Here is an 18,077-nt window from a genome sequence, read left to right on the forward strand (position 1 = left end):
CGGAAGGATGACAAGGATTTCGATTTTGATGAGGAGAAGAGATGCGTAAGAAGGTAACAATCGTTGGGGCGGGAAATGTTGGAGCGACTGCGGCGCATTGGATCGCCGCGAAGGAATTGGCAGACGTCGTTCTGCTGGATGTTGCGGAGGGAACGCCGCAGGGCAAGGGCCTCGATCTGCTGGAGGCGATGCCGATTGAGAAGCGCGACTGCAACATTATCGGCACCAATGATTATGCAGATACCGCGAACTCTGACATCGTCGTGATTACGGCGGGCATTCCGCGTAAGCCGGGGATGAGCCGCGACGATCTACTGAATACGAACTACAAGATCATGTCCGATGTGGTGAGCAAGGTCACGGCGCAGTCGCCGAACTCGATCATCATCGTTGTCTCGAACCCGCTGGATGCGATGGCGCAGGCTGCGTTCCATCAGGCGAAGTTTCCGCGCGAGCGCGTGATCGGTATGGCAGGCGTGCTTGATTCGGCGCGCTTCCGCACCTTTATCGCGCAGGAGCTGAATGTCTCCGTCGAGAATGTCACTGCGTTTGTTCTCGGCGGCCACGGCGACACGATGGTTCCGTTGTCGCGCTATTCGACGGTTGCGGGCATTCCGATTACGGAGCTGATTGCGCCGGAGCGGCTCGCGGAGCTGGTACAGCGGACACGTGATGGTGGCGCCGAGATTGTGAAGTATCTGAAGACGGGAAGCGCGTTTTATGCTCCTTCTGCTGCCGCGGTGGAGATGGTCGAGGCCATTCTGAAGGACAAGAAGAAGATTCTGCCTTGCGCTGCGTATTTGCAGGGTGAGTACGGCATCTCCGGCTTGTTTGTCGGTGTGCCGTGCAAGCTCGGCGCGAAGGGGTTGGAGCAGATCATCGAGATCAAGCTCAGTGCCGACGAGCAAGCCGCGTTGCAGAGGAGTGCGGATGCGGTGAAGGAGCTTTGCACCGTGATTGGCGTTGCGTAAGCAGATCGATTGCAATAAGAAAGCCCGCTCGTTTGAGCGGGCTTTCTTATTTTGTAAAAAGGCTACACGCGTTCGATGGTGACGGATTCGAGGACGACTGGGGTCTTGGGGCGGTCCATGCCGTCGCGGCTTACCTTGGAGATCTTTTCGACGACGTCATAGCCCTCGACGACTTCGCCGAAGATGGTGTGCTTGCCGGTGAGCCAGCTTGTGTCAGCTACGGTGATGAAGAACTGCGAGCCGTTGGTGTTGGGGCCGGCGTTGGCCATGGCGAGCTTGCCCTTCTCCTGAAAGCCGTGCTTCGAGCCCTGGGTTTCGTCGGCGAACTTGTAGCCTGGGCCGCCCATGCCGGTGCCTTCGGGGTCGCCGCCTTGAATCATGAACTGAGGGATGACGCGATGGAAGATGGTTCCGTCATAGAGCTTCGCGCCTTTCTTGCTGCGGCTGTTCCAGTCTTTGGTTCCTTCGGCGAGACCGATGAAGTTGGCTACGGTCTGAGGTGCGTCCTTCTCGAAGAGCTCACAGACGATGGTGCCTTCGCTGGTTTTGAAGGTTGCATAGGTTCCGGGCTTGGTTGGCATTTCGATATTCTCCTGAACTTCGGTTATTGGTTAGTGAAAGGCGCAAAGGTCTCCGGTCGTATCTCGGAGGCAGAAGATTATTGTGCGGCTGCGGGTGGTGCAGCGGGCGTAGCTGGCGGAGCAGCAGGTGCAGGCGGCATGGGCTGTCCGTCGCGCACGATCGTGATGCGGTTGATGGTGACCGGAGACAGAGGCTTATCGTTCTCGTCGCGAGGGACACGCGCGATGGAGGCTACAAGCAAGACGCTGTGCTCGTCGCATTGGCCGAAGATGGTGTGCTTGCCGTTGAGCTCAGTCTGCGGAGTTTCGGTGATGAAGAATTGCGAGCCGTTGGTTCCACCGCCTGAGGGGCCGGGGCCGGAGTTGGCCATGGCAAGTCTTCCGGGCTGGTCGAAGGTGAGCGATGGGTCAATTTCGTCTTGAAAGAGATAGCCGGGATCGCCGGTGCCGTCGCCTGCACGGTCGCCACCCTGGATCATGAAATCAGGGATGACGCGGTGAAAGGTGGTGCCGTTGTAAAAGGGTTGGCCGTGAACCTTCTTGAGTGTCTTGGGGTCGGTCCAGTCCTTGGTGCCTTCGGCGAGACCGATGAAGTTGGCTACGGTGATGGGAGCCTGTTTGTCGTAGAGCTTGCAGGTTAGTCGTCCCATGGTTGTGTCGATCACAACGGTGGGGCCGGTGGGCGTAACTGGAGGCTTCACCGTGGTCGTTGTGCCCGGATCGTCCGGAAGAGCGTCTGTCGAGGACTGCGAGCTTTGCGCGAGCGCGGGCAGGCTGAAGGCCAGGGCAAGTGCGAGATAGCGAAGCTTCATGCGGTGTAAGACTCCATGCATCAGGCTATCGCAGACTGGGGCCCGGAGCAATTCGCGCAATCTGGCCCAATGCGCACGTGGTTACATCAGTCTCGTGATCAGATTGCGCACCATCTCCAGCGAACCGCCATAGACGACGTGGGAGGCCCAATGTTGAAGATGATCGAAGGGATGCGTATCGGCTGGGGTGGGAGAGAGCTCAAATGCGGGAACGGCAACTTCGTCTGCGGATAAAAAGAGGAGCGTGCCGAAGGCTGTGCCTGCGCCCGTGGTGATCTCGGGGACGACCTCGGCGGAGACGGCATAGACTACGCCCATCAGGGTGCCGAAGGCATAGTGGACAGCCCGGCCTGCCATCTTTTTATCTTCGCGAGGAAGATGAGTGCCTGCGGCTTCGGCGATTCTTCGTGCCACGATCTCGGTGGAGTCTTCCTGCTCAGCTTCGGCCTGTTCTTTTTGAGCCTGCTCATGAGCGATCTGCCAGGGCGACTCGTGGACGGCTAATTTCTGTTGTCTCTCGATTGCTCTTTGGCCGGCGGTGCTTAGCTTCTGAAACTGATCCATGACTAACGTCGCAACGATGCCTGCCGTGATTCCGGTGACGACGCCGCGAAAGATGGACGGTTTGTTTTTCCGCATAGGTCTCTCCATTTACTTTGATGCGAATTTTTACCGTGTTGGGAGATAGATTTGTCGGATTCGGCGTCCAATAAAGCTGGAGGATTCTCGTTATGGCGAAATATGCGCTTTACGTATCGTTGAAGGCAAAGCCGGGCAAGGAGTCTGAAGTCGAAGCATTTCTGAAACAAGGCGCGGAGATGTCCAAAAAAGAGAAGGGAACCGTTGCCTGGTTCGGTCTCAAAGAAGAGGAGGGTCACTACTCCGTCTTCGATACCTTTGATGATGAGGCGGGACGGGATGCTCACTTGAATGGAGAGATTGCCAAGGCATTGATGGCGAAGGCCGAAGAGTTATTTGCAGAGTCGCCCAAGATTCATAAGATCGCGATTGTCGCCAACAAATAATGGCCAATATTGGCGTGTGACCAGGTCATCTCTGCACACTTTATTCACGAGGCGAAGCTGGCCAGCCAGAGTCGTATGGATCAGGTTATGCTGGTTGGCGGATGAATTAGTTGTATGAGAGGACTTAAGGCATGAAGTTTTTTGCAGGGCTGATGTTGTTGGGATGTCTGGGCGCTCAGGGAGCAGTGGCACAGGGGGGCATTGCACAGGACTCGCCTTCGCGGTTGATGGCGGCTTCGGTGATAGAGCAGTGGCCTGCGGGAACTTCGACGACGGGAGGTTCGGAGGCGTGGGGCTATGAAGAGGGCGTGCTGCTGGACGGGATGGCTGCGGAGTGGCACACGACTGCGGATGGCCAGGACTTCCACTACATCAAGGCTGCGGTCGATAGGTATGTGACGGCGGACGGAGCTATTACGGGATATAAAGCGGATGCGCATAGTCTCGACAACATCGAGCTGGGACGCGCAGTGTTGCTGGTCTATCGCGTGACGCAGGAGCCGAAGTATTACAAGGCGGCGAAGTTTCTACACGAACAGCTTGAGGCGCAGCCTCGGACGGCGAGCGGAGGATATTGGCACAAGCAGATCTATCCGAACCAGATGTGGCTCGACGGCGCTTATATGGCAGAGCCGTTTCGTGCGGCTTATGCGGCTACATTTCATGAGTCCGGCGACTTTGCTGACATTGCCAAACAGTTGCTGCTGATGGATGCTCACATGCGCGAGCCTAAGACGGGCTTGATGCGACATGGGTGGGACGAGTCGAAGAAGATGCCGTGGGCCGATGCGAAGACGGGCTTGTCGCCTGAGGTCTGGGGACGGGCGATGGGCTGGTATGCGATGGCGCTGGTCGATGTTCTGGACTGGATGCCTGCGGACCAGCCGCAGCGGCCCGAGCTTGTTGCCGCGTTGAACCGGACGATGGCTGCGGTGGTGAAGTATCAGGATGCAAAGACCGGGCTTTGGTGGCAGGTGATGGACAAGGGCGGCAGAGCGGGCAACTACACGGAGGCTTCTGCTAGCTGCATGTTTGTGTATGCGTTGGCCAAAGGCGTTCGCATGGGTTATCTGCCGCAGAGCGATGAGGCGAGTGCGCGGCGTGGTTGGGAGGCGATTCAGAAGGCGTTTGTGACGACAGCCGATGGAAAGATGGCGTTGGATGGAACTGTGAAGGTTGGAGGATTGGGAGGAAAGCCTTATCGCTCGGGAAGCTACGACTACTACATCGGCGAGAAGACGCGGGTGAACGATGCCAAGGGCATTGGCGCGTTTCTGCTGGCGGGAAGCGAGATGGAGCAGGCATCGACCGAGGCTTTGGGACAGGGCAAAACGGTGCTTGTGGATGCGTGGTTCAACTCGCAGACGCGGCAGAATGCGGCGGGACAGACGGAGCTGTTTCATTACAAGTGGGACGATGACACGAACAACGGGTTCGCGTTTTTCGGACGCGCCTTTCAGCGTTATGGCGCGAAGCTGGCGACCGAGAAGACGGCTCCGACGGCGGCGGATTTGAAGAAGGCGCAGATCTATATTCTGGCTTCGCCGGATATTCCGTCGAAGAACCCGAACCCGCATTACATGGACGAGAAGAGCGGCAAGGTGATTGCCGACTGGGTGAAGCGTGGCGGTGTGCTGTTGCTGATGGAGAACGATGGGCCGAATGCGGAGTTTACCCACTTCGATACGTTGAGCGACCGGTTTGGCCTTCACTTCAACCAGGTGCTGGTGAACCATGTTATCGGTGCCGACTACCCGGCGGGAGAGATCGAGATTCCGGCGGGTACGGGTGTGTTTGAGCACTCTCATCTGGCCTATATGAAGGACACCTGCACGATCTCGCCAGCGAAGCCCGCGAAGGCTGTGGTGACGAAGGGCAACGACGTGATGATCGCCGTGGCGAAGTATGGCAAGGGGACGGTGTTTGCCGTGGTCGATCCGTGGGTCTACAACGAGTATGTTGATCGACGGAATCATCTGCCGTTGAAGTATGACAACTTCGCGGGTGCGATCGATCTGGCTGGATGGGCGGTGCGGCAGTAGCCTCCTTTCACGGGTACCCCCTCTGGACTTAAAGTCCTAAAGTCTTCGAAAGAGAGACTTTAGGTCTGGACTTTGGTTTGGACTTTTTGATCGAAACAGAGAAGCGCCGGTCTTTGGACCGGGGCTTNAATTGTAGCGAATTGACTGGAACTCTTTTGCAATGGCTATTCGGTTTATTTTGTTATAGCTATGGTGTTCTGGGGCTTGACAGTGAACAAGCACCGGCAACCGCAGGTCCTTCGACTCGGCTGCAACATCGCTCAGAATGACAAGCTTGCCCTTCAGCCGAGATGACAAGCTTTTCTCTCGCGCAGAGATGACAAATCTTTCTCTGTTTTGTGCGGAAGCTCAGGACTTTAGTTTGAAGGCTTTGGTGACGATGGCGTTGGGAGAGCTTCCGGCGGGCAGGATGGTAAAGAGGGTGGGGCCTGCCTTGTCCTGCGTGCGGATGACGGAGACGTCGCCGGAGTGGGCGTCGGCGGCGAGCAGAAGGTGCTCGTCGGCGGAGAAGGCGAGGGCGTCGGGCTCGGAGCCGGTGTGGACGCTGTTGGAGACGCGGCCGTCGTCGATGCTGTAGAGGCTGAGGGAGTCGGCGCCGAAGTTGGAGACCCAGAGGGAGCTGTTGTCGCGGCTGACGATTCCGTGGGTGGGCTTGTTGCCGATGGCCTGCGTCCAGCCGACCTGGTTGTTCCAGGTGTCGATCTCGGAGATGCTGTCGGAGTCGAAGTTAGAGACGAAGATCTCGCCCCCGTCGGGCTTCATGGCGAGGTTGACGGGTGTCTTGCCGACGTCGAGCAGTGTGAGCAGATGGTCGGTGAGGGCTGACGCATCCTGCCGTGCGGCCCAGGAGCCGGGAGCGGCGGCCAGACTGACAACCATGACCTGATGGCCGTCGGAGCAGGCGACAAAGACCTTGGAGGAGTCGGGAAGGATGACGGCGTCGGTGGCTCCGGGGCAACCGTCGAAGGTGGCACGGAAGTGCAGAATGCGCGAGGGGTCCGATGGCGATGCTTCGTAGGGGGCTACGTCGTAGATGGAGATACTGCCGCTGCCTCGGTTGGTGACGACTAGAGTGCGGTTGTCGGGTGAGATGCGAGCGAGGCCGGGTTGCTCGCCGGTGCCGGCGACGGCGATCTCGCGGCGATGGTCGAGGTCGAGCACGCTAACAGAGTTGGAGCCGGAGTTGGCGACGTAGGCGCGGTGGCCGGTGTCGTCGACGCTGATGGCGTATGGGCGGTGATGGACGGGGATGGTGGCAACGACGCTGTTGGTCTCGGCGTCGATGACGGAGACGCTGTCGGACTTGGTGTTGACGACGTAGACCTCATTGCGGGCAGGGTTCACGGCGAGGCCGGTGGGATCGTCGCCGACGCGGAGGGTGCGGTCCTGGCGAAGATAGACGAGGTCGAGCACAGAGACGGTGTTAGAGCCGCCGTTGCTGACGTAGGCGAACTCGTGGTATCCGGCGGGGACATCGGGGAAACCGTTGCGGCGGCAGCCGGAACAGGCGGCAAGCAGCGTGAGAGCGGCGGCAGCGGCGAAAAAGCGGGATGGGAGCAGAAGATGACGGGGGGTTGGCACTGTTGCGAGTCTATCGAGGAGGTTGAGGTGGAGCAAGTTGTTTGACCGGGACATCCCCATCCCTGACGGAGCGCGAGAGATGGGAGTGCCAGGTGCATTTATTCAAAAGAACTATGATGCGGCTTCGAGGACCGCGCTTTGGGCGGCGAGGAGATCGCCGATACCCTTTTCGGCGTAGTCGAGCATCTGGTTGAGCTGCTGGCGGGTGTAGGAGTTCTTTTCGGCAGTGGCCTGGGTTTCGATGAGGCCGCCGTCAGCGAGCATGACGACGTTCATGTCGACTTCGGCGCGAGAGTCCTCTTCGTAGCAGAGGTCGAGCAGGACGTGGCCGTCGACGATGCCGACCGAGGTGGCGGCGAGCATCTGGCGCAGGGGCGAGGCTTTGAGGGTTCCAGCGGCGACCAGCTTGTTAAGGGCGATGGCGAGGGCGACGCAGGCTCCGGTGATGGCCGCGGTGCGGGTTCCCCCGTCGGCCTGGAGGACGTCGCAGTCGAGGATGATGGTGCGCTCGCCGAGGGCCTTCATGTCGACGACGGAGCGCAGGCTGCGGCCGATGAGGCGCTGAATCTCGTGGGTGCGGCCGCCGATCTTGCCGCGTTCGGACTCGCGTGCGGTGCGGGTGAGGGTGGCGCGGGGAAGCATTCCATACTCTGCCGTGACCCAGCCGCGGCCGGAGTTGCGCAGCCAGCCGGGGACGCCCTGCTCGATAGAGGCGTTGCAGAGGACGCGGGTATTGCCGGTTTCGATGAGGACTGAGCCCTCGGGCATAACGATGAAGCCGGGAGTGATGCGGGTGGGGCGAAGGGCGTCGGCGGCACGATGGTCGGGCCGGAAGAGCTGCGATGGGGCTTGGGGCATGAAAGGATTATAGTTGTGAAGAGATTTAGTTACTAAAGTTTAGGCGCTTCCTTCCCGGAATGGGAAGGTGTTTTATTTTGGGAAAAGTGTAGAAATGGGAATTTTGCTTAGAATTTTGGGAATATCTTGGGATGCAGGTGCAAGATTGATTCCGATTTGGGAAATCCGAGGCAGATTACCGAAGAAATAGGGTATAGTTCTGCTTTCTAAGCAAGCACTTAGAGAGAGAGTTCCAGTTTGGCACTTGAATTGATTACGAAAGTGCATCCGCTCCGACTAGTGAGCGAATTGGAGCTAGCGCATGCAGGCAATACAGAGCAGGAGAGCCTCAGAGTTGGTTGATCGATCCAGATTGAGAACGCCTGGAGGTGTCGCCGAAGGCGCAGGACTGGCGCATGATGCTGGAAACCTGCTGGGCGCGTTGACGCTCTACTCCGAGCTGCTGGCTATGCCGGGGGTGCTGCATGAAGAGTACCGCGAGTTTGCCGGAGAGTTGCGCCTGCTGAGCGAGCGGAGCTGGGCGATGATCAACCGTTTGGTGAACCATGCAAGGGCAGAGCAAATCGAGACGGAAAGCGAAGCAATCGTGCTGCCGGAGGTTGTGGAGCGATCGAGAGGGCTCTTAAGCCGGGTTGCCGGCCGGCCGGTCGAGGTGGTTTATGGTGCCGGAGCCTATGAGCGAGTGGACACAAGCGTAGAGGTCGCGGAGCGGATTTTGACCAACCTGGTGAAAAATGCGTCGGAGGCGACGACCGGAGCGGAGAGCATCGCGGTGGTGGTGGAGGGTGCGCTTGAGGGGGCTCGCAGACGAGTGAAGATGACGGTTCGCGACCAGGGATGCGGGATGAGTGCGGCTGCTGTGGAACGACTGATGAGGGCAGGCGGCATCTCTTCGGCGAGCGGAAGAGGGATTGGCTTTTGCGTGGTGCGGGAGTTGGTGGCGATGTCGGGCGGATGCCTGAAGGTATCGAGTGAGATGGGGCAGGGGACGAGCATCTCGGTGGAGTGGTATGTCGCTGAGGTTAAAGTCGAGCCAGTGCAGCAGGCCGCGCTGGCGGGTGGACAGATTTAAACAGAAAGAAATTGGCTGGAGTTTTAAACAGAAATTGGCTGTAGTCGGCGTCGACAGAGGAGGATTGGATGGCTGGAGTCATTGGATGGGATGAGGATGTTCCGACAGGCGTGCTGATCGGGTTGACTCCGCTGGGAGGAGAGGCGGTTGCCGCGGAGGTAAAGAAAGACCGCACCTCCGGACACATGGAGCTGCTGCATGTGATGGTCGTCGACGACGATGAGGCAGTGCGGAAGGCATGTTGCGAGATTGCAGGACGGCTGGGCTGCGTTGTGGTTGGTGCGGGGAACGCGACAGCGGCGCAGGCGATCCTGAAGGACCATCAGATTGATTTAATTTTGCTGGATTTGAAGTTGCCGGGTGGTGGCGGGATGGCGCTGCTGGAGCAGGTGAAGATGCTGCATCCGGAGACGGCGGTGGTGGTGATGACGGCGTTTGCTACGGTGTCGTCGGCGGTGGAGGCGATGCGGATTGGAGCGAGCGACTATCTGACCAAGCCCTTTGCGCTGGAGGACCTGACCCTGGTGCTGGAGCGCGCAGGACAGCGGCACCATATGGATGTGCAGAGCCGTCAACTGCGGGAGCGCCTGCGAACGCAGCAGGGCGTCAGCGGCCTGGTAGGGCAGTCGCCGGAGATGGAGAAGCTGTACAGAATTCTGTCGAAGGTAGCCTTTTCGACGCATCCGGTACTGATTCTGGGCGAGAGCGGAACGGGCAAGGAGCTGGTGGCGCGGTCGATCCACTTTAATGGAACGAATGCGGCGAAGCCGTTTATTGCAGTGGACTGCGGTTCGTTGGTGCCTACCCTGATTGAGAGTGAGCTGTTCGGGCATGTGAAGGGGGCGTTTACCGGGGCTGACCGGGCCAAAGAAGGATTGCTGGCTACGGCAGATGGAGGCACGGTTTTTCTGGATGAGATTGGGGAGCTTCCGCTGGATCTGCAGTCGAAGCTGTTGCGGGCGTTGCAGGAGAAGGAGGTGCGCCCGGTAGGAGCAACGCAGGCGCGGCCGATCTCGGCTCGTGTGCTGGCGGCGACCAACCGCGACCTGGCAACGATGGTGGAGCAGGGACGGTTTCGCAAGGACCTTTACTTCCGGCTGAATGTGGTGAATCTGCGGATTCCGCCGCTGCGAAACCGGCGCGAGGATATCGCTCCGCTGGCCATGCATTTTTTGGCGAAGATGCAGAAGGAGACCGGGGCCGAGCGGGTCTTCTCCGACGATACGCTGCGCATGATGATCGAATATGACTGGCCGGGCAATGTGCGCGAGCTGGAGAATGCGATCGAGCGAGCGTGCGCGTTGTCGTCGGGGCCGGTGCTACATATGGGCGACCTGCCGACGCAGTTGCAGGACTTCAGAATGCAGCGTGGAGGCTCGAGCGTGGCCAACGGGATGGAGCAGGCGGATGAGGATAACGACCTGGCGGCGCCGAAGGCTGGGATTGTCTCGATTGCAGAGCTGGAGAAGAAAGCTATTATGGATACGCTGCGGCAGCTGAATGGAGACAAGCTGATGGCGGCACGGCTCCTGGGAATCGGAAAGACAACACTTTATCGAAAGCTGAAGGAGTACGGGATCGCCGAGGCTTAGGAGCTTGGGTTGACATCGCACAAGCTATACCAGGCGGGCAGGAGAAGCGATGCAGATTTGTGGCGTCATCCCGAAGAGTCACTATGGACTTGTCGATGCTTTGGACGGTACTGAGCTGGGCATGGATTGCATCTGAGGTCGGCATCCTTTTACTGACGAGGACCAGCCGGAGTACGGGCGAGGTTCAAGATCGCGGTTCCATCCTCATCCTGTGGGGAGCGCTGTTGTCTGCTATCTCGCTGGGGCGATGGTTCGGTGAGAGCCATGCCCGGACGATGTTTCATGACGCGCATTGGCTTCGGCCAGCCAGTGTGGTCATTTTTGCCGTGGCGCTTGCATTGCGATGGACCGCAGTGATTACGCTGGGAAGATCTTTCAGCGCGAATGTAGCCATTCGTGCAACGCAGTCGCTGCACACGACGGGGCTGTATCGCATTGTCCGTCATCCTTCTTATACCGGGTTGATCTTCATTTTTTTTGCAGAAGCGTTGCGCACGCGCAACTGGGTTGGGTTCGCTATTGTTATGGTCCCGACCACGGCTGCGCTGATTTATCGTATTCGTGTTGAAGAGGCTGCTCTGCGTTCGGCTTTCGGTGAGGAGTATGCAGCGTACAGCAGGAGGACGAAGCGGCTTATTCCCGGCCTCTATTGATCCGGTGGAGTGGCGGGTGAGGTAGATTGTCAGAGAGGCATTTGGGAGGAGAACGACTATGCGGTGTACGCATTTGAACCAGATACAGAAGGTCAAGCCTTCATCGAAGGGTTGTGAAGACTGCTTGAAGATCGGCGGCAGATGGGTGCATCTGCGGATGTGCATGATCTGTGGGCATGTCGCGTGCTGCGACTCGTCTCCGAACCGCCATGCGACCGCGCATTTTCATGCGACGAAGCATCCGATTATGCGATCGGTCGAGCCTGGTGAAGATTGGGGCTGGTGCTATGTCGATGAGATTGAGGTCAATGTCGTTTGACGCAGATTTTCCAGACCATGTGCCGAGTTTGCTATGCTGGGCTCACCCTTTGAAAGAGAGTCGAGCCTTTAAGAGATGTCAGAAGAAGTAGTGAAGATTACAGTTCGTCCCAATGGCCCATTGCGTGTCGAAGGCCATATTGTGTTGACCGATGCCGATGGCAAGGAGTGGGACCTGACGGGCAAGCCGGCAGTTTCGCTTTGCCGCTGCGGGGCAAGTGAAAAGCGGCCATTCTGCGATGGATCGCATAACAAGGTGGGATTTCAATGCTCGGCCAGTCCGGCGCTGCTTACCTAGGCGCTGGAGCTTGGGAGTGGATCAAAGTACGAATCGACCGTGTGAACCGCGGTCGATTCGTGCTTTTAGATGATGATTTTATTTTGAGGTAAGGCTTTGATGCGCGTTCGCCGAGGGTTTGCCACGCTGCTTTGCGGGTTGGTGCTGGTATCGACATCTGCGGCATGGGCAGCGCAGAAGCCAGCCGATCCGGTTGCAGTGACGTTGCGTGCGGCTGCGCTCGATCAGTATGTGGGGCTTTATCACGGCTCGGAAGAGCCGGATGCGGTGGATTCGGTGTATCGCGAGGGCGACAAGTTATATATCGAGAATGAGCGGAAGCCGCGGGCAGAGCTGCGTGCCGAGGGGGTGGACCGCTTTTTTGCGGTGGGGACTTTGCTGCACATGCAGTTTGTGCGCGATGCCGGGGGAAAGGTCACTGGCGTAACGATGATGTATGGCGCGAACGCTTCGTGGAGCCTGCAGCGCTCGAGCGACGTTGGAGTTCGGCTGAATCATGCGCTGGCTTATTCGCGCACGGTGGTGATGATGCCGATGCGCGATGGGGTGAAGCTTCATGCGGTGATTCTGCGGCCGGTAGGGTCGGAGACGAGTGGGCCGCCGCTACCGTTTTTGATGGAGCGAACGCCTTACGGCACGGACGACAACAGTTCGGACACTGTAAACAGCAGCAAGCCGGAGCTGGCGGCGAGCGGATATATCTTCGTGTACTGCGATATTCGCGGACGGTATGAGTCGGAGGGGCAGTTTGTGATGAATCGGCCTATCGTTGCGCACGGGACAAAGAACGATGTGGACGAGACGACGGATACGCGGGACACGATTGACTGGCTGTTGAAGAATGTTCCGAACAATAATGGGCGCGTGGGTGTGATGGGCGTCTCGTATCCGGGGTTTCTGGCGATGATGGCGGGGATCGATGCGCATCCGGCGGTGAAGGCGATCTCGCCGCAGGCCCCGATGACGGACGTCTGGATGGGCGATGACTTCTTTCATAACGGAGCGTTTCGCGAGACCTATGGCTTCGACTATGTGCAGGAGTTGGAGAAGCAGAAGACAGCCAAGACGGTCGAGAGCAAAGAGGACACCTACGATTTCTTTTTGAAGCATGTGAACTTTGCCGGGGCGGCAAAGGAAGCGCACATGAGCAAGCTGCCTACGGCAAAGGCGTTTTTGACGCAGCCTGCGTACACGAAGTTCTGGCGGGACATGGCGGTGCAGACGCATCTGACGAAGGTTGAGGTGCCTGCGCTGGAGGTTGGCGGCTGGTGGGACCAGGAAGATATGTGGGGGACGCAGGCGGAGTATGCGGCGTTGGAGCGGCATGATACGAAGCATGAGGTGTTTCTGGTGCTGGGGCCGTGGAACCATGGCGGGTGGGAGTGGACGACACGGCACCTGGGGGCGTTGGACTTTGGCGCGTCTACGGGAGATCAGTATCGCAAGACGGTGGAGGCTCCTTTCTTCGAGAAGTATTTGAAGGACAGGGGTGGCTTTGATTTGAAGGATACTGATAGTTTTCGGACGGGCGTGAACAAGTGGGAGCGCTATGATGTGTGGCCGCCGAAGGTTGGGTTCACGGCAGAGAAGCTTTATCTGACTGAGGGCGGTGGGCTCAGCTTTAGTGCGCCGGTAGATGGCGGGGTGGCGGCGAGTTATGTGTCCGATCCGGCGAACCCGATTCCTTACCGGCATCGGCCTATTCAGGCGACGTATGGAAATGGGTCGAAGTGGCGGACGTGGCTGGTGGAAGATCAGCGTTTTGTGAGCGGAAGGAAGGACCTGGCGAATTTTTCTACGCCGGTGCTTGATCACGATGTGACAGTTACGGGAGATGTGGCTGCGGATTTGTTTGCGGCTACGACAGGGAGTGATGCGGACTGGGTGGTGAAGCTGATCGATGTCTATCCTGACGATGCTGCGGGCGAGATGGCGGGTTATCAGTTGATGATTGCAGACGAGATCTTTCGCGGAAGATATGTCTCAAGCTTTGAGAAACCGCAGGCCTTGGTTCCGGGAAAGGTGACGGAGTTTAAATGGAGTCTGCATGGAGTGGACCATACTTTTCTTAAGGGCCACAGGATCATGGTGGAGGTGCAGTCGAGCTGGTTTCCGCTATACGACCGCAATCCGCAGACATATGTGCCGAATATCATGACCGCACCGAAGAAAGCTTACAAGGCTGAAACAGAGACGATTTATGGTTCGGAGAAGTATCCGTCGCATCTGGAGATTTCGGTGGCGCAGTAAGGAGTTTTGGGGAGGGTGGCATGATTCGGACGATCAGCAGCCGGGAGGTCTATCGCAATCGCTGGACGCGGGTGCGTGAGGATGTGATCGAGCGGACGAATGGGCAGCGGGGTATCTACGGAGTGGTGGACAAAGATCCGGCTGCGATTATCATTCCGCTGGAGGTGACGGCGGAGGGAGAGTTTGTTTATCTAATCGAGCAGTTTCGTTATACGGTGGGTGCGCGGCATATCGAGTTTCCGCAGGGCGGCTGGGAGATGGCCGAGGTCGACGCGGAGGAGATGGCGCGGGGAGAGTTGCGCGAAGAGACTGGACTGACGGCGGCGAAGATGACTTATCTTGCTACGTTACAGATTGCGTATGGCGTGATGAATCAGCAGCAGCATGTGTTTCTGGCAGAGGGACTGGCGATGGGTGAGGCCGAGCCGGATGCGGAAGAGCATGATCTGGTGGTGCGTCGGGTGAGCGTGAGTGAGTTTGAGCAGATGCTGCTGGATGGGGTGATTGTCGACAACTGCTCGGTGGCGGCGTGGGGACTTTATAAAGTCTGGCGTGAGCGGCGATAGAAATCGTTAGCGCTAGCCTCGTTTTGCCGATACATTGGAGCCATGATTTGCAAGCGGCTTCTCTTGTGTCTGGTTGTACTTCTCTTTTTTTCGAGTGCTGCGGTGGTTAAAGCTCAGACGACGGCTCCTGCCGAGGGCGTGCTGCAGCGATTGATGCCACAGCTTGCGCCGCAGTTCCAGTTGGCTCTGGTTCCACGAGCGGACCATAAAGACTACTTTCGCATTACAGGGACGACCGGCCATATACGGGTGGAGGCGGCTACGACGCCTACGTTGCTGTTCGGGGTGAACTGGTATCTGAAGTATGTGGCGCACCTTCAGATTTCGACCAATGGGTTTCAGCTTGGTCGGGCCGGGTTGAAGCTGCCTGCTGTCGCTGTGCCGATTGAACGACCTGCGCTTTATCCGTGGCGATATGCGCTGAACGAGAACGTCGATGGATACTCTGCGCCTTATTGGAGCTTGAAGCGGTGGCAGCGCGAGATCGATATTCTGGCGATGAGCGGGACGAATGCAGTGTTGATCGAGCGCGGCACGGACCTCGTGATGTATCAGACGTTTCGGGATGCGGGCTATTCGGATGAGGCGATTCGTCAGTGGATCACGCAGCCTGCACACCAGAACTGGCAGTTGATGGGGAACATGTGCTGCTTTGATGAACCGATCTCGCTGGAGTTGCTGAAAAAGCGAGCGGAGTCGGCTAAGGAGCTGATCGCGAGCCTGCGGCGGCTGGGGATTACACCGGTGCTGCCGGGCTACTACGGAATCGTTCCCGCGGATTTTGCGTCGCTGAATCCGGGAGCGCATGTTGTGACGCAGGGCGACTGGAACGGATTTACTCGTCCGGGCTGGCTCGATCCGAGAGACCCGCACTTTGCGAAGCTGGCGGAGTCTTTCTATCGGCATCAGCGCGAACTTTATGGCGATACGACGATTTATGACATGGAGGTATTTCAGGAGGGTGGGAGAGCCGGCGATGTTCCTGTGACCGAAGGCGCGAAGCGAGTGCAAGAGGCGTTAGAGCTGGCGCATCCGAATGCGCTGTGGCTGATGATGGCGTGGCAGAAGACGCCTTCGCCGGAGCTGATTGCCGGTGTGGATGTGAAGCATGTGCTGGTCGCCGATATCGAGCAGGGTCGCATTCCGCGAGACAATCGCGATGCTCAGTTTGGCGGTGCTTCGTGGTTGTATGGCGGATTGTGGGAGTTTGGCGGCCGCACGACGCTGGGTGCTCCGCTGTATGACTATGCGGTGCGATTTCCGCTGATGGCGAAGCGTCCGGGTAGTCACATTGCGGGGACGGCGTTGTTTACCGAGGGGCTGGATACGAACCCGTATGCGTTCGATCTTTATACGGAGATGGCCTGGCATGATGAGCCGGTGGATCTTGCAGTGTGGACAGATGATTATGCTGAGCGCCGTTATGGCAGTAAGGATGCACATGCGCAGAGGGCCTGGCAGATATTGCTGAAGACGGCGTATGGCTATCGTGCAGATGGCAACAGGCAGCATGGCGAACGCGATGCTTCGCAGGACTCGTTGTTCAATGCGCAGCCTTCGTTGACGACGAAGCGGGCGTCATCGCCGGGGCCGGACGTGCTGCGCTATGAGGCTGCCGATCTGCAACCGGCGCTTACAGAGTTGCTTGAGGTCGCGCCTGCGCTGCGGTCGAGTGAGACGTATCGATATGACCTTGTAGATGTTGCGCGGCAGGTAATGGCGAATGAGGGCAGGAGGTTGCTGCCGCAGATCAAGGCTGCCTATGACTCGAAGGACAACGCGGCATTTGCTCAGCTTACCGCTGAGTGGCTTCACGACATGAGGTTGCAGGACGATCTGCTGCGGACGAATGGCGATTTTCTGCTGGGGCGGTGGCTCTCGTATCTTTCGCCATGGACTACGTCTCCGGCGGAGATGGAGAGGCTGAACTACGATGCCCGGTCGATCCTGACGACGTGGGGAAATCGCAGTGCAAGTGAGGCTGGACATCTGCATGAATATGGCAATAAGGACTGGGCCGGGTTGACGAGCGATTACTATATGCCGCGGTGGAAGTTATACTTCGACTCGCTGACGAAGTCGCTTGCGACGGGAGAGCCAGCGGCGCCGATTGACTGGTATGCCTTTGGCGACCGATGGAATCATAGCCGCACGCACTATACTGCTACATCGGAAGGCGATAGCTATGCTGCAGCGCTGGAGATTGCGCGACAGCTTCATCTGGCGCCAGGAGAATCGAAATGACGAGTGAGACGAAGACTGCACTGGTTGGTAGCGAAGAGGTGACAACGACGCGTATAAAGCCGGGACGATTGATGTCGATCGACCTGCTGCGCGGGCTGACCATCGGGTTCATGATTCTGGTGAACAACAATGGAAGCCGTGCGGCCTATGCAGAGCTACAGCACTCTGCCTGGAACGGATTTACGGCCACCGACCTGGTGTTTCCTACTTTTCTATTTTTGGTTGGCGTCTCGACTGTTTTCTCGACTGCCTCGCGACTGGCGCGGGGAGACAGCAAGCAATCGCTGTTTCTGCATACGCTGCGGCGTGCGGTGATCCTGTTTCTGCTGGGGCTGCTGGTCAATAGCTTTCCGCACTTCCACTGGGTCACGCTGCGGTTCTATGGCGTGCTGCCGCGAATTGCGATCTGCTACTTCGTTGTGGCCACGCTCTATCTAATCAATCCGAAGTGGAAGAACAAGCTGGTGCTTGCGATTGCGCTGTTGATCGGCTACTGGGCGCTGATGCGGTTCGTCCCGGTGCCAGGCTATGGGACTCCTGGGCGCGATGTTCCTTTGCTTGATCCTGACCGCAACATTGTGGCATGGCTGGACCGGCATATCTTTGCGGCTTCGCACCTTTATGAGCGGACGCGTGATCCTGAAGGGTTGTTGAGCACGTTGCCCGCGCTGGCGACGACGTTGATCGGATTGCTTACAGGGATGTGGCTGCGGACGCAGCGGGCGTTGGCGGAGAAGGTGCGCGGAATTGCCATTGCGGGTGCGAGCTGCGTGGTGCTGGGATGGCTGTGGAACTTCTCTTTCCCCATCAACAAAAAGCTGTGGACGAGCTCATTCGTGTTGTTCGCTGTAGGGTGGAGCTTGTTGTTACTGGCGCTCTCGATCTGGATGTTCGATGGAGAGGCAGAAGGAAAGACGAAGGCGGTGAAGCGGTCTCGGTGGTTTACTCCGCTGCTTGTCTTCGGCACAAATGCAATTACAGCGTATGTATTCTCAGAGCTGCTGGCGGGTGGTATTGGGAGCATTCATGTGCGGCCTGGGTTGAACCTTCAGCACTGGCTAGCCAATGGAATTTTGAGTGCGGTGCCTGATCCGGCGTTTGCTTCGCTGCTTTATTCGCTTGGCTTCGTTCTCGTCTGCTGGCTGCCTACCTATTGGCTGTTCCGGCGAAAAATATTTATCAAGATCTGAGCATGATGTCGATCAGATACTGCT

17 protein-coding genes are annotated in these 18,077 nt (G+C 58.1%); 12 read left to right on the plus strand and 5 right to left on the minus strand.

All coding sequences use genetic code 11. The annotated features are described in order from the left end of the window. Positions 1–41 precede the first annotated feature (41 nt). Positions 42–971, plus strand: a complete 930-nt coding sequence (gene mdh / locus IEW09_RS12270) for a malate dehydrogenase (RefSeq protein ID WP_188554523.1) — start codon at positions 42–44, stop codon at positions 969–971. A 62-nt stretch (positions 972–1,033) separates the two neighbouring features. On the opposite strand, the gene IEW09_RS12275 is transcribed toward mdh, so the two are convergent. The 3 genes from IEW09_RS12275 to IEW09_RS12285 form a co-directional block, all read right to left on the minus strand. Continuing rightward, a complete protein-coding gene (locus IEW09_RS12275) occupies positions 1,034–1,552 on the minus strand; it encodes a peptidylprolyl isomerase (protein ID WP_188554524.1) in 519 nt (172 codons plus the stop codon). Between the two features lie 77 nt (positions 1,553–1,629). Beyond that, on the minus strand, positions 1,630–2,364 hold the full coding sequence (locus IEW09_RS12280) for a peptidylprolyl isomerase (protein WP_188554525.1): 735 nt from the start codon (positions 2,362–2,364) through the stop codon (positions 1,630–1,632). Positions 2,365–2,445: 81 nt separating this feature from the next. Next, positions 2,446–3,003: a CbtA family protein gene (locus IEW09_RS12285; protein ID WP_188554526.1), complete on the minus strand. Its 558-nt coding sequence runs from the start codon at positions 3,001–3,003 to the stop codon at positions 2,446–2,448. 92 nt (positions 3,004–3,095) lie between these two features. On the opposite strand from IEW09_RS12285, the gene IEW09_RS12290 reads away from it, so the two are divergent. Both IEW09_RS12290 and IEW09_RS12295 read left to right on the plus strand, forming a co-directional pair. Next, positions 3,096–3,389: a putative quinol monooxygenase gene (locus IEW09_RS12290; RefSeq protein ID WP_188554527.1), complete on the plus strand. Its 294-nt coding sequence runs from the start codon at positions 3,096–3,098 to the stop codon at positions 3,387–3,389. 131 nt (positions 3,390–3,520) lie between these two features. Then, positions 3,521–5,431, plus strand: coding sequence for a glycoside hydrolase family 88/105 protein (locus IEW09_RS12295; protein ID WP_188554528.1), 1,911 nt, complete (start codon positions 3,521–3,523; stop codon positions 5,429–5,431). 348 nt (positions 5,432–5,779) lie between these two features. Here IEW09_RS12295 and IEW09_RS12300 read toward each other — a convergent pair whose 3' ends face one another. Together IEW09_RS12300 and rph are read right to left on the minus strand one after the other, a co-directional pair. Then, complete coding sequence (locus IEW09_RS12300) at positions 5,780–7,012, minus strand: beta-propeller fold lactonase family protein (protein WP_308420552.1); 1,233 nt, start codon at positions 7,010–7,012, stop codon at positions 5,780–5,782. 111 nt (positions 7,013–7,123) lie between these two features. Beyond that, the gene (gene rph / locus IEW09_RS12305; protein ID WP_188554530.1) at positions 7,124–7,870 is read right to left on the minus strand and encodes a ribonuclease PH; all 747 of its coding nucleotides are present in this window, start codon (positions 7,868–7,870) and stop codon (positions 7,124–7,126) included. Between the two features lie 334 nt (positions 7,871–8,204). On the opposite strand from rph, the gene IEW09_RS12310 reads away from it, so the two are divergent. The 9 genes from IEW09_RS12310 (at position 8,205) to IEW09_RS12350 (ending at position 18,053) form a co-directional block, all read left to right on the plus strand. Beyond that, positions 8,205–8,942, plus strand: a complete 738-nt coding sequence (locus tag IEW09_RS12310; protein ID WP_188554531.1) for a sensor histidine kinase — start codon at positions 8,205–8,207, stop codon at positions 8,940–8,942. 68 nt (positions 8,943–9,010) lie between these two features. After that, positions 9,011–10,534 carry a sigma-54-dependent transcriptional regulator gene (locus IEW09_RS12315; protein ID WP_188554532.1) on the plus strand — a complete coding sequence of 508 codons (1,524 nt, stop codon included), beginning with the start codon at positions 9,011–9,013 and terminating at the stop codon, positions 10,532–10,534. An 83-nt stretch (positions 10,535–10,617) separates the two neighbouring features. Further along, positions 10,618–11,187 (plus strand): methyltransferase family protein, encoded by a 570-nt coding sequence (locus tag IEW09_RS12320; protein ID WP_188554533.1) that lies wholly within the window; start codon positions 10,618–10,620, stop codon positions 11,185–11,187. A 58-nt stretch (positions 11,188–11,245) separates the two neighbouring features. Beyond that, a complete protein-coding gene (locus tag IEW09_RS12325) occupies positions 11,246–11,506 on the plus strand; it encodes a ubiquitin carboxyl-terminal hydrolase 14 (RefSeq protein ID WP_188554534.1) in 261 nt (86 codons plus the stop codon). 75 nt (positions 11,507–11,581) lie between these two features. Next, a complete protein-coding gene (locus IEW09_RS12330) occupies positions 11,582–11,803 on the plus strand; it encodes a CDGSH iron-sulfur domain-containing protein (RefSeq protein WP_188554535.1) in 222 nt (73 codons plus the stop codon). Positions 11,804–11,902: 99 nt separating this feature from the next. Further along, a complete protein-coding gene (locus tag IEW09_RS12335; RefSeq protein WP_229739278.1) occupies positions 11,903–14,053 on the plus strand; it encodes a CocE/NonD family hydrolase in 2,151 nt (716 codons plus the stop codon). Positions 14,054–14,073: 20 nt separating this feature from the next. Then, positions 14,074–14,619, plus strand: coding sequence for an NUDIX domain-containing protein (locus IEW09_RS12340; RefSeq protein ID WP_188554536.1), 546 nt, complete (start codon positions 14,074–14,076; stop codon positions 14,617–14,619). Positions 14,620–14,721: 102 nt separating this feature from the next. Continuing rightward, entirely contained in the window at positions 14,722–16,863 is a 2,142-nt protein-coding gene (locus IEW09_RS12345) for an alpha-N-acetylglucosaminidase (RefSeq protein ID WP_229739279.1), read from the plus strand. After that, complete coding sequence (locus tag IEW09_RS12350) at positions 16,860–18,053, plus strand: acyltransferase family protein (RefSeq protein ID WP_188554538.1); 1,194 nt, start codon at positions 16,860–16,862, stop codon at positions 18,051–18,053. The genes IEW09_RS12345 and IEW09_RS12350 overlap by 4 nt, the downstream gene beginning before the upstream one ends. Positions 18,054–18,077 lie beyond the last annotated feature (24 nt).

Origin of the sequence: Edaphobacter dinghuensis, from assembly GCF_014640335.1 — a bacterium.
GTDB classification, from domain to species: Bacteria; Acidobacteriota; Terriglobia; order Terriglobales; family Acidobacteriaceae; genus Edaphobacter; species Edaphobacter dinghuensis.

What these genes read in the sequence shown, in the direction of transcription:
- rph (WP_188554530.1), bottom strand. Translation starts at nt 7,870, where the DNA reads ATGCCCCAAGCCCCATCGCAGCTCTTCCGGCCCGACCATCGTGCCGCC.
- IEW09_RS12280 (WP_188554525.1), bottom strand. Translation starts at nt 2,364, where the DNA reads ATGAAGCTTCGCTATCTCGCACTTGCCCTGGCCTTCAGCCTGCCCGCG.
- IEW09_RS12275 (WP_188554524.1), bottom strand. Translation starts at nt 1,552, where the DNA reads ATGCCAACCAAGCCCGGAACCTATGCAACCTTCAAAACCAGCGAAGGC.
- IEW09_RS12295 (WP_188554528.1), top strand. Translation starts at nt 3,521, where the DNA reads ATGAAGTTTTTTGCAGGGCTGATGTTGTTGGGATGTCTGGGCGCTCAG.
- IEW09_RS12320 (WP_188554533.1), top strand. Translation starts at nt 10,618, where the DNA reads ATGGACTTGTCGATGCTTTGGACGGTACTGAGCTGGGCATGGATTGCA.
- IEW09_RS12350 (WP_188554538.1), top strand. Translation starts at nt 16,860, where the DNA reads ATGACGAGTGAGACGAAGACTGCACTGGTTGGTAGCGAAGAGGTGACA.
- IEW09_RS12325 (WP_188554534.1), top strand. Translation starts at nt 11,246, where the DNA reads ATGCGGTGTACGCATTTGAACCAGATACAGAAGGTCAAGCCTTCATCG.
- IEW09_RS12290 (WP_188554527.1), top strand. Translation starts at nt 3,096, where the DNA reads ATGGCGAAATATGCGCTTTACGTATCGTTGAAGGCAAAGCCGGGCAAG.
- mdh (WP_188554523.1), top strand. Translation starts at nt 42, where the DNA reads ATGCGTAAGAAGGTAACAATCGTTGGGGCGGGAAATGTTGGAGCGACT.
- IEW09_RS12330 (WP_188554535.1), top strand. Translation starts at nt 11,582, where the DNA reads ATGTCAGAAGAAGTAGTGAAGATTACAGTTCGTCCCAATGGCCCATTG.
- IEW09_RS12335 (WP_229739278.1), top strand. Translation starts at nt 11,903, where the DNA reads ATGCGCGTTCGCCGAGGGTTTGCCACGCTGCTTTGCGGGTTGGTGCTG.
- IEW09_RS12285 (WP_188554526.1), bottom strand. Translation starts at nt 3,003, where the DNA reads ATGCGGAAAAACAAACCGTCCATCTTTCGCGGCGTCGTCACCGGAATC.
- IEW09_RS12340 (WP_188554536.1), top strand. Translation starts at nt 14,074, where the DNA reads ATGATTCGGACGATCAGCAGCCGGGAGGTCTATCGCAATCGCTGGACG.
- IEW09_RS12315 (WP_188554532.1), top strand. Translation starts at nt 9,011, where the DNA reads ATGGCTGGAGTCATTGGATGGGATGAGGATGTTCCGACAGGCGTGCTG.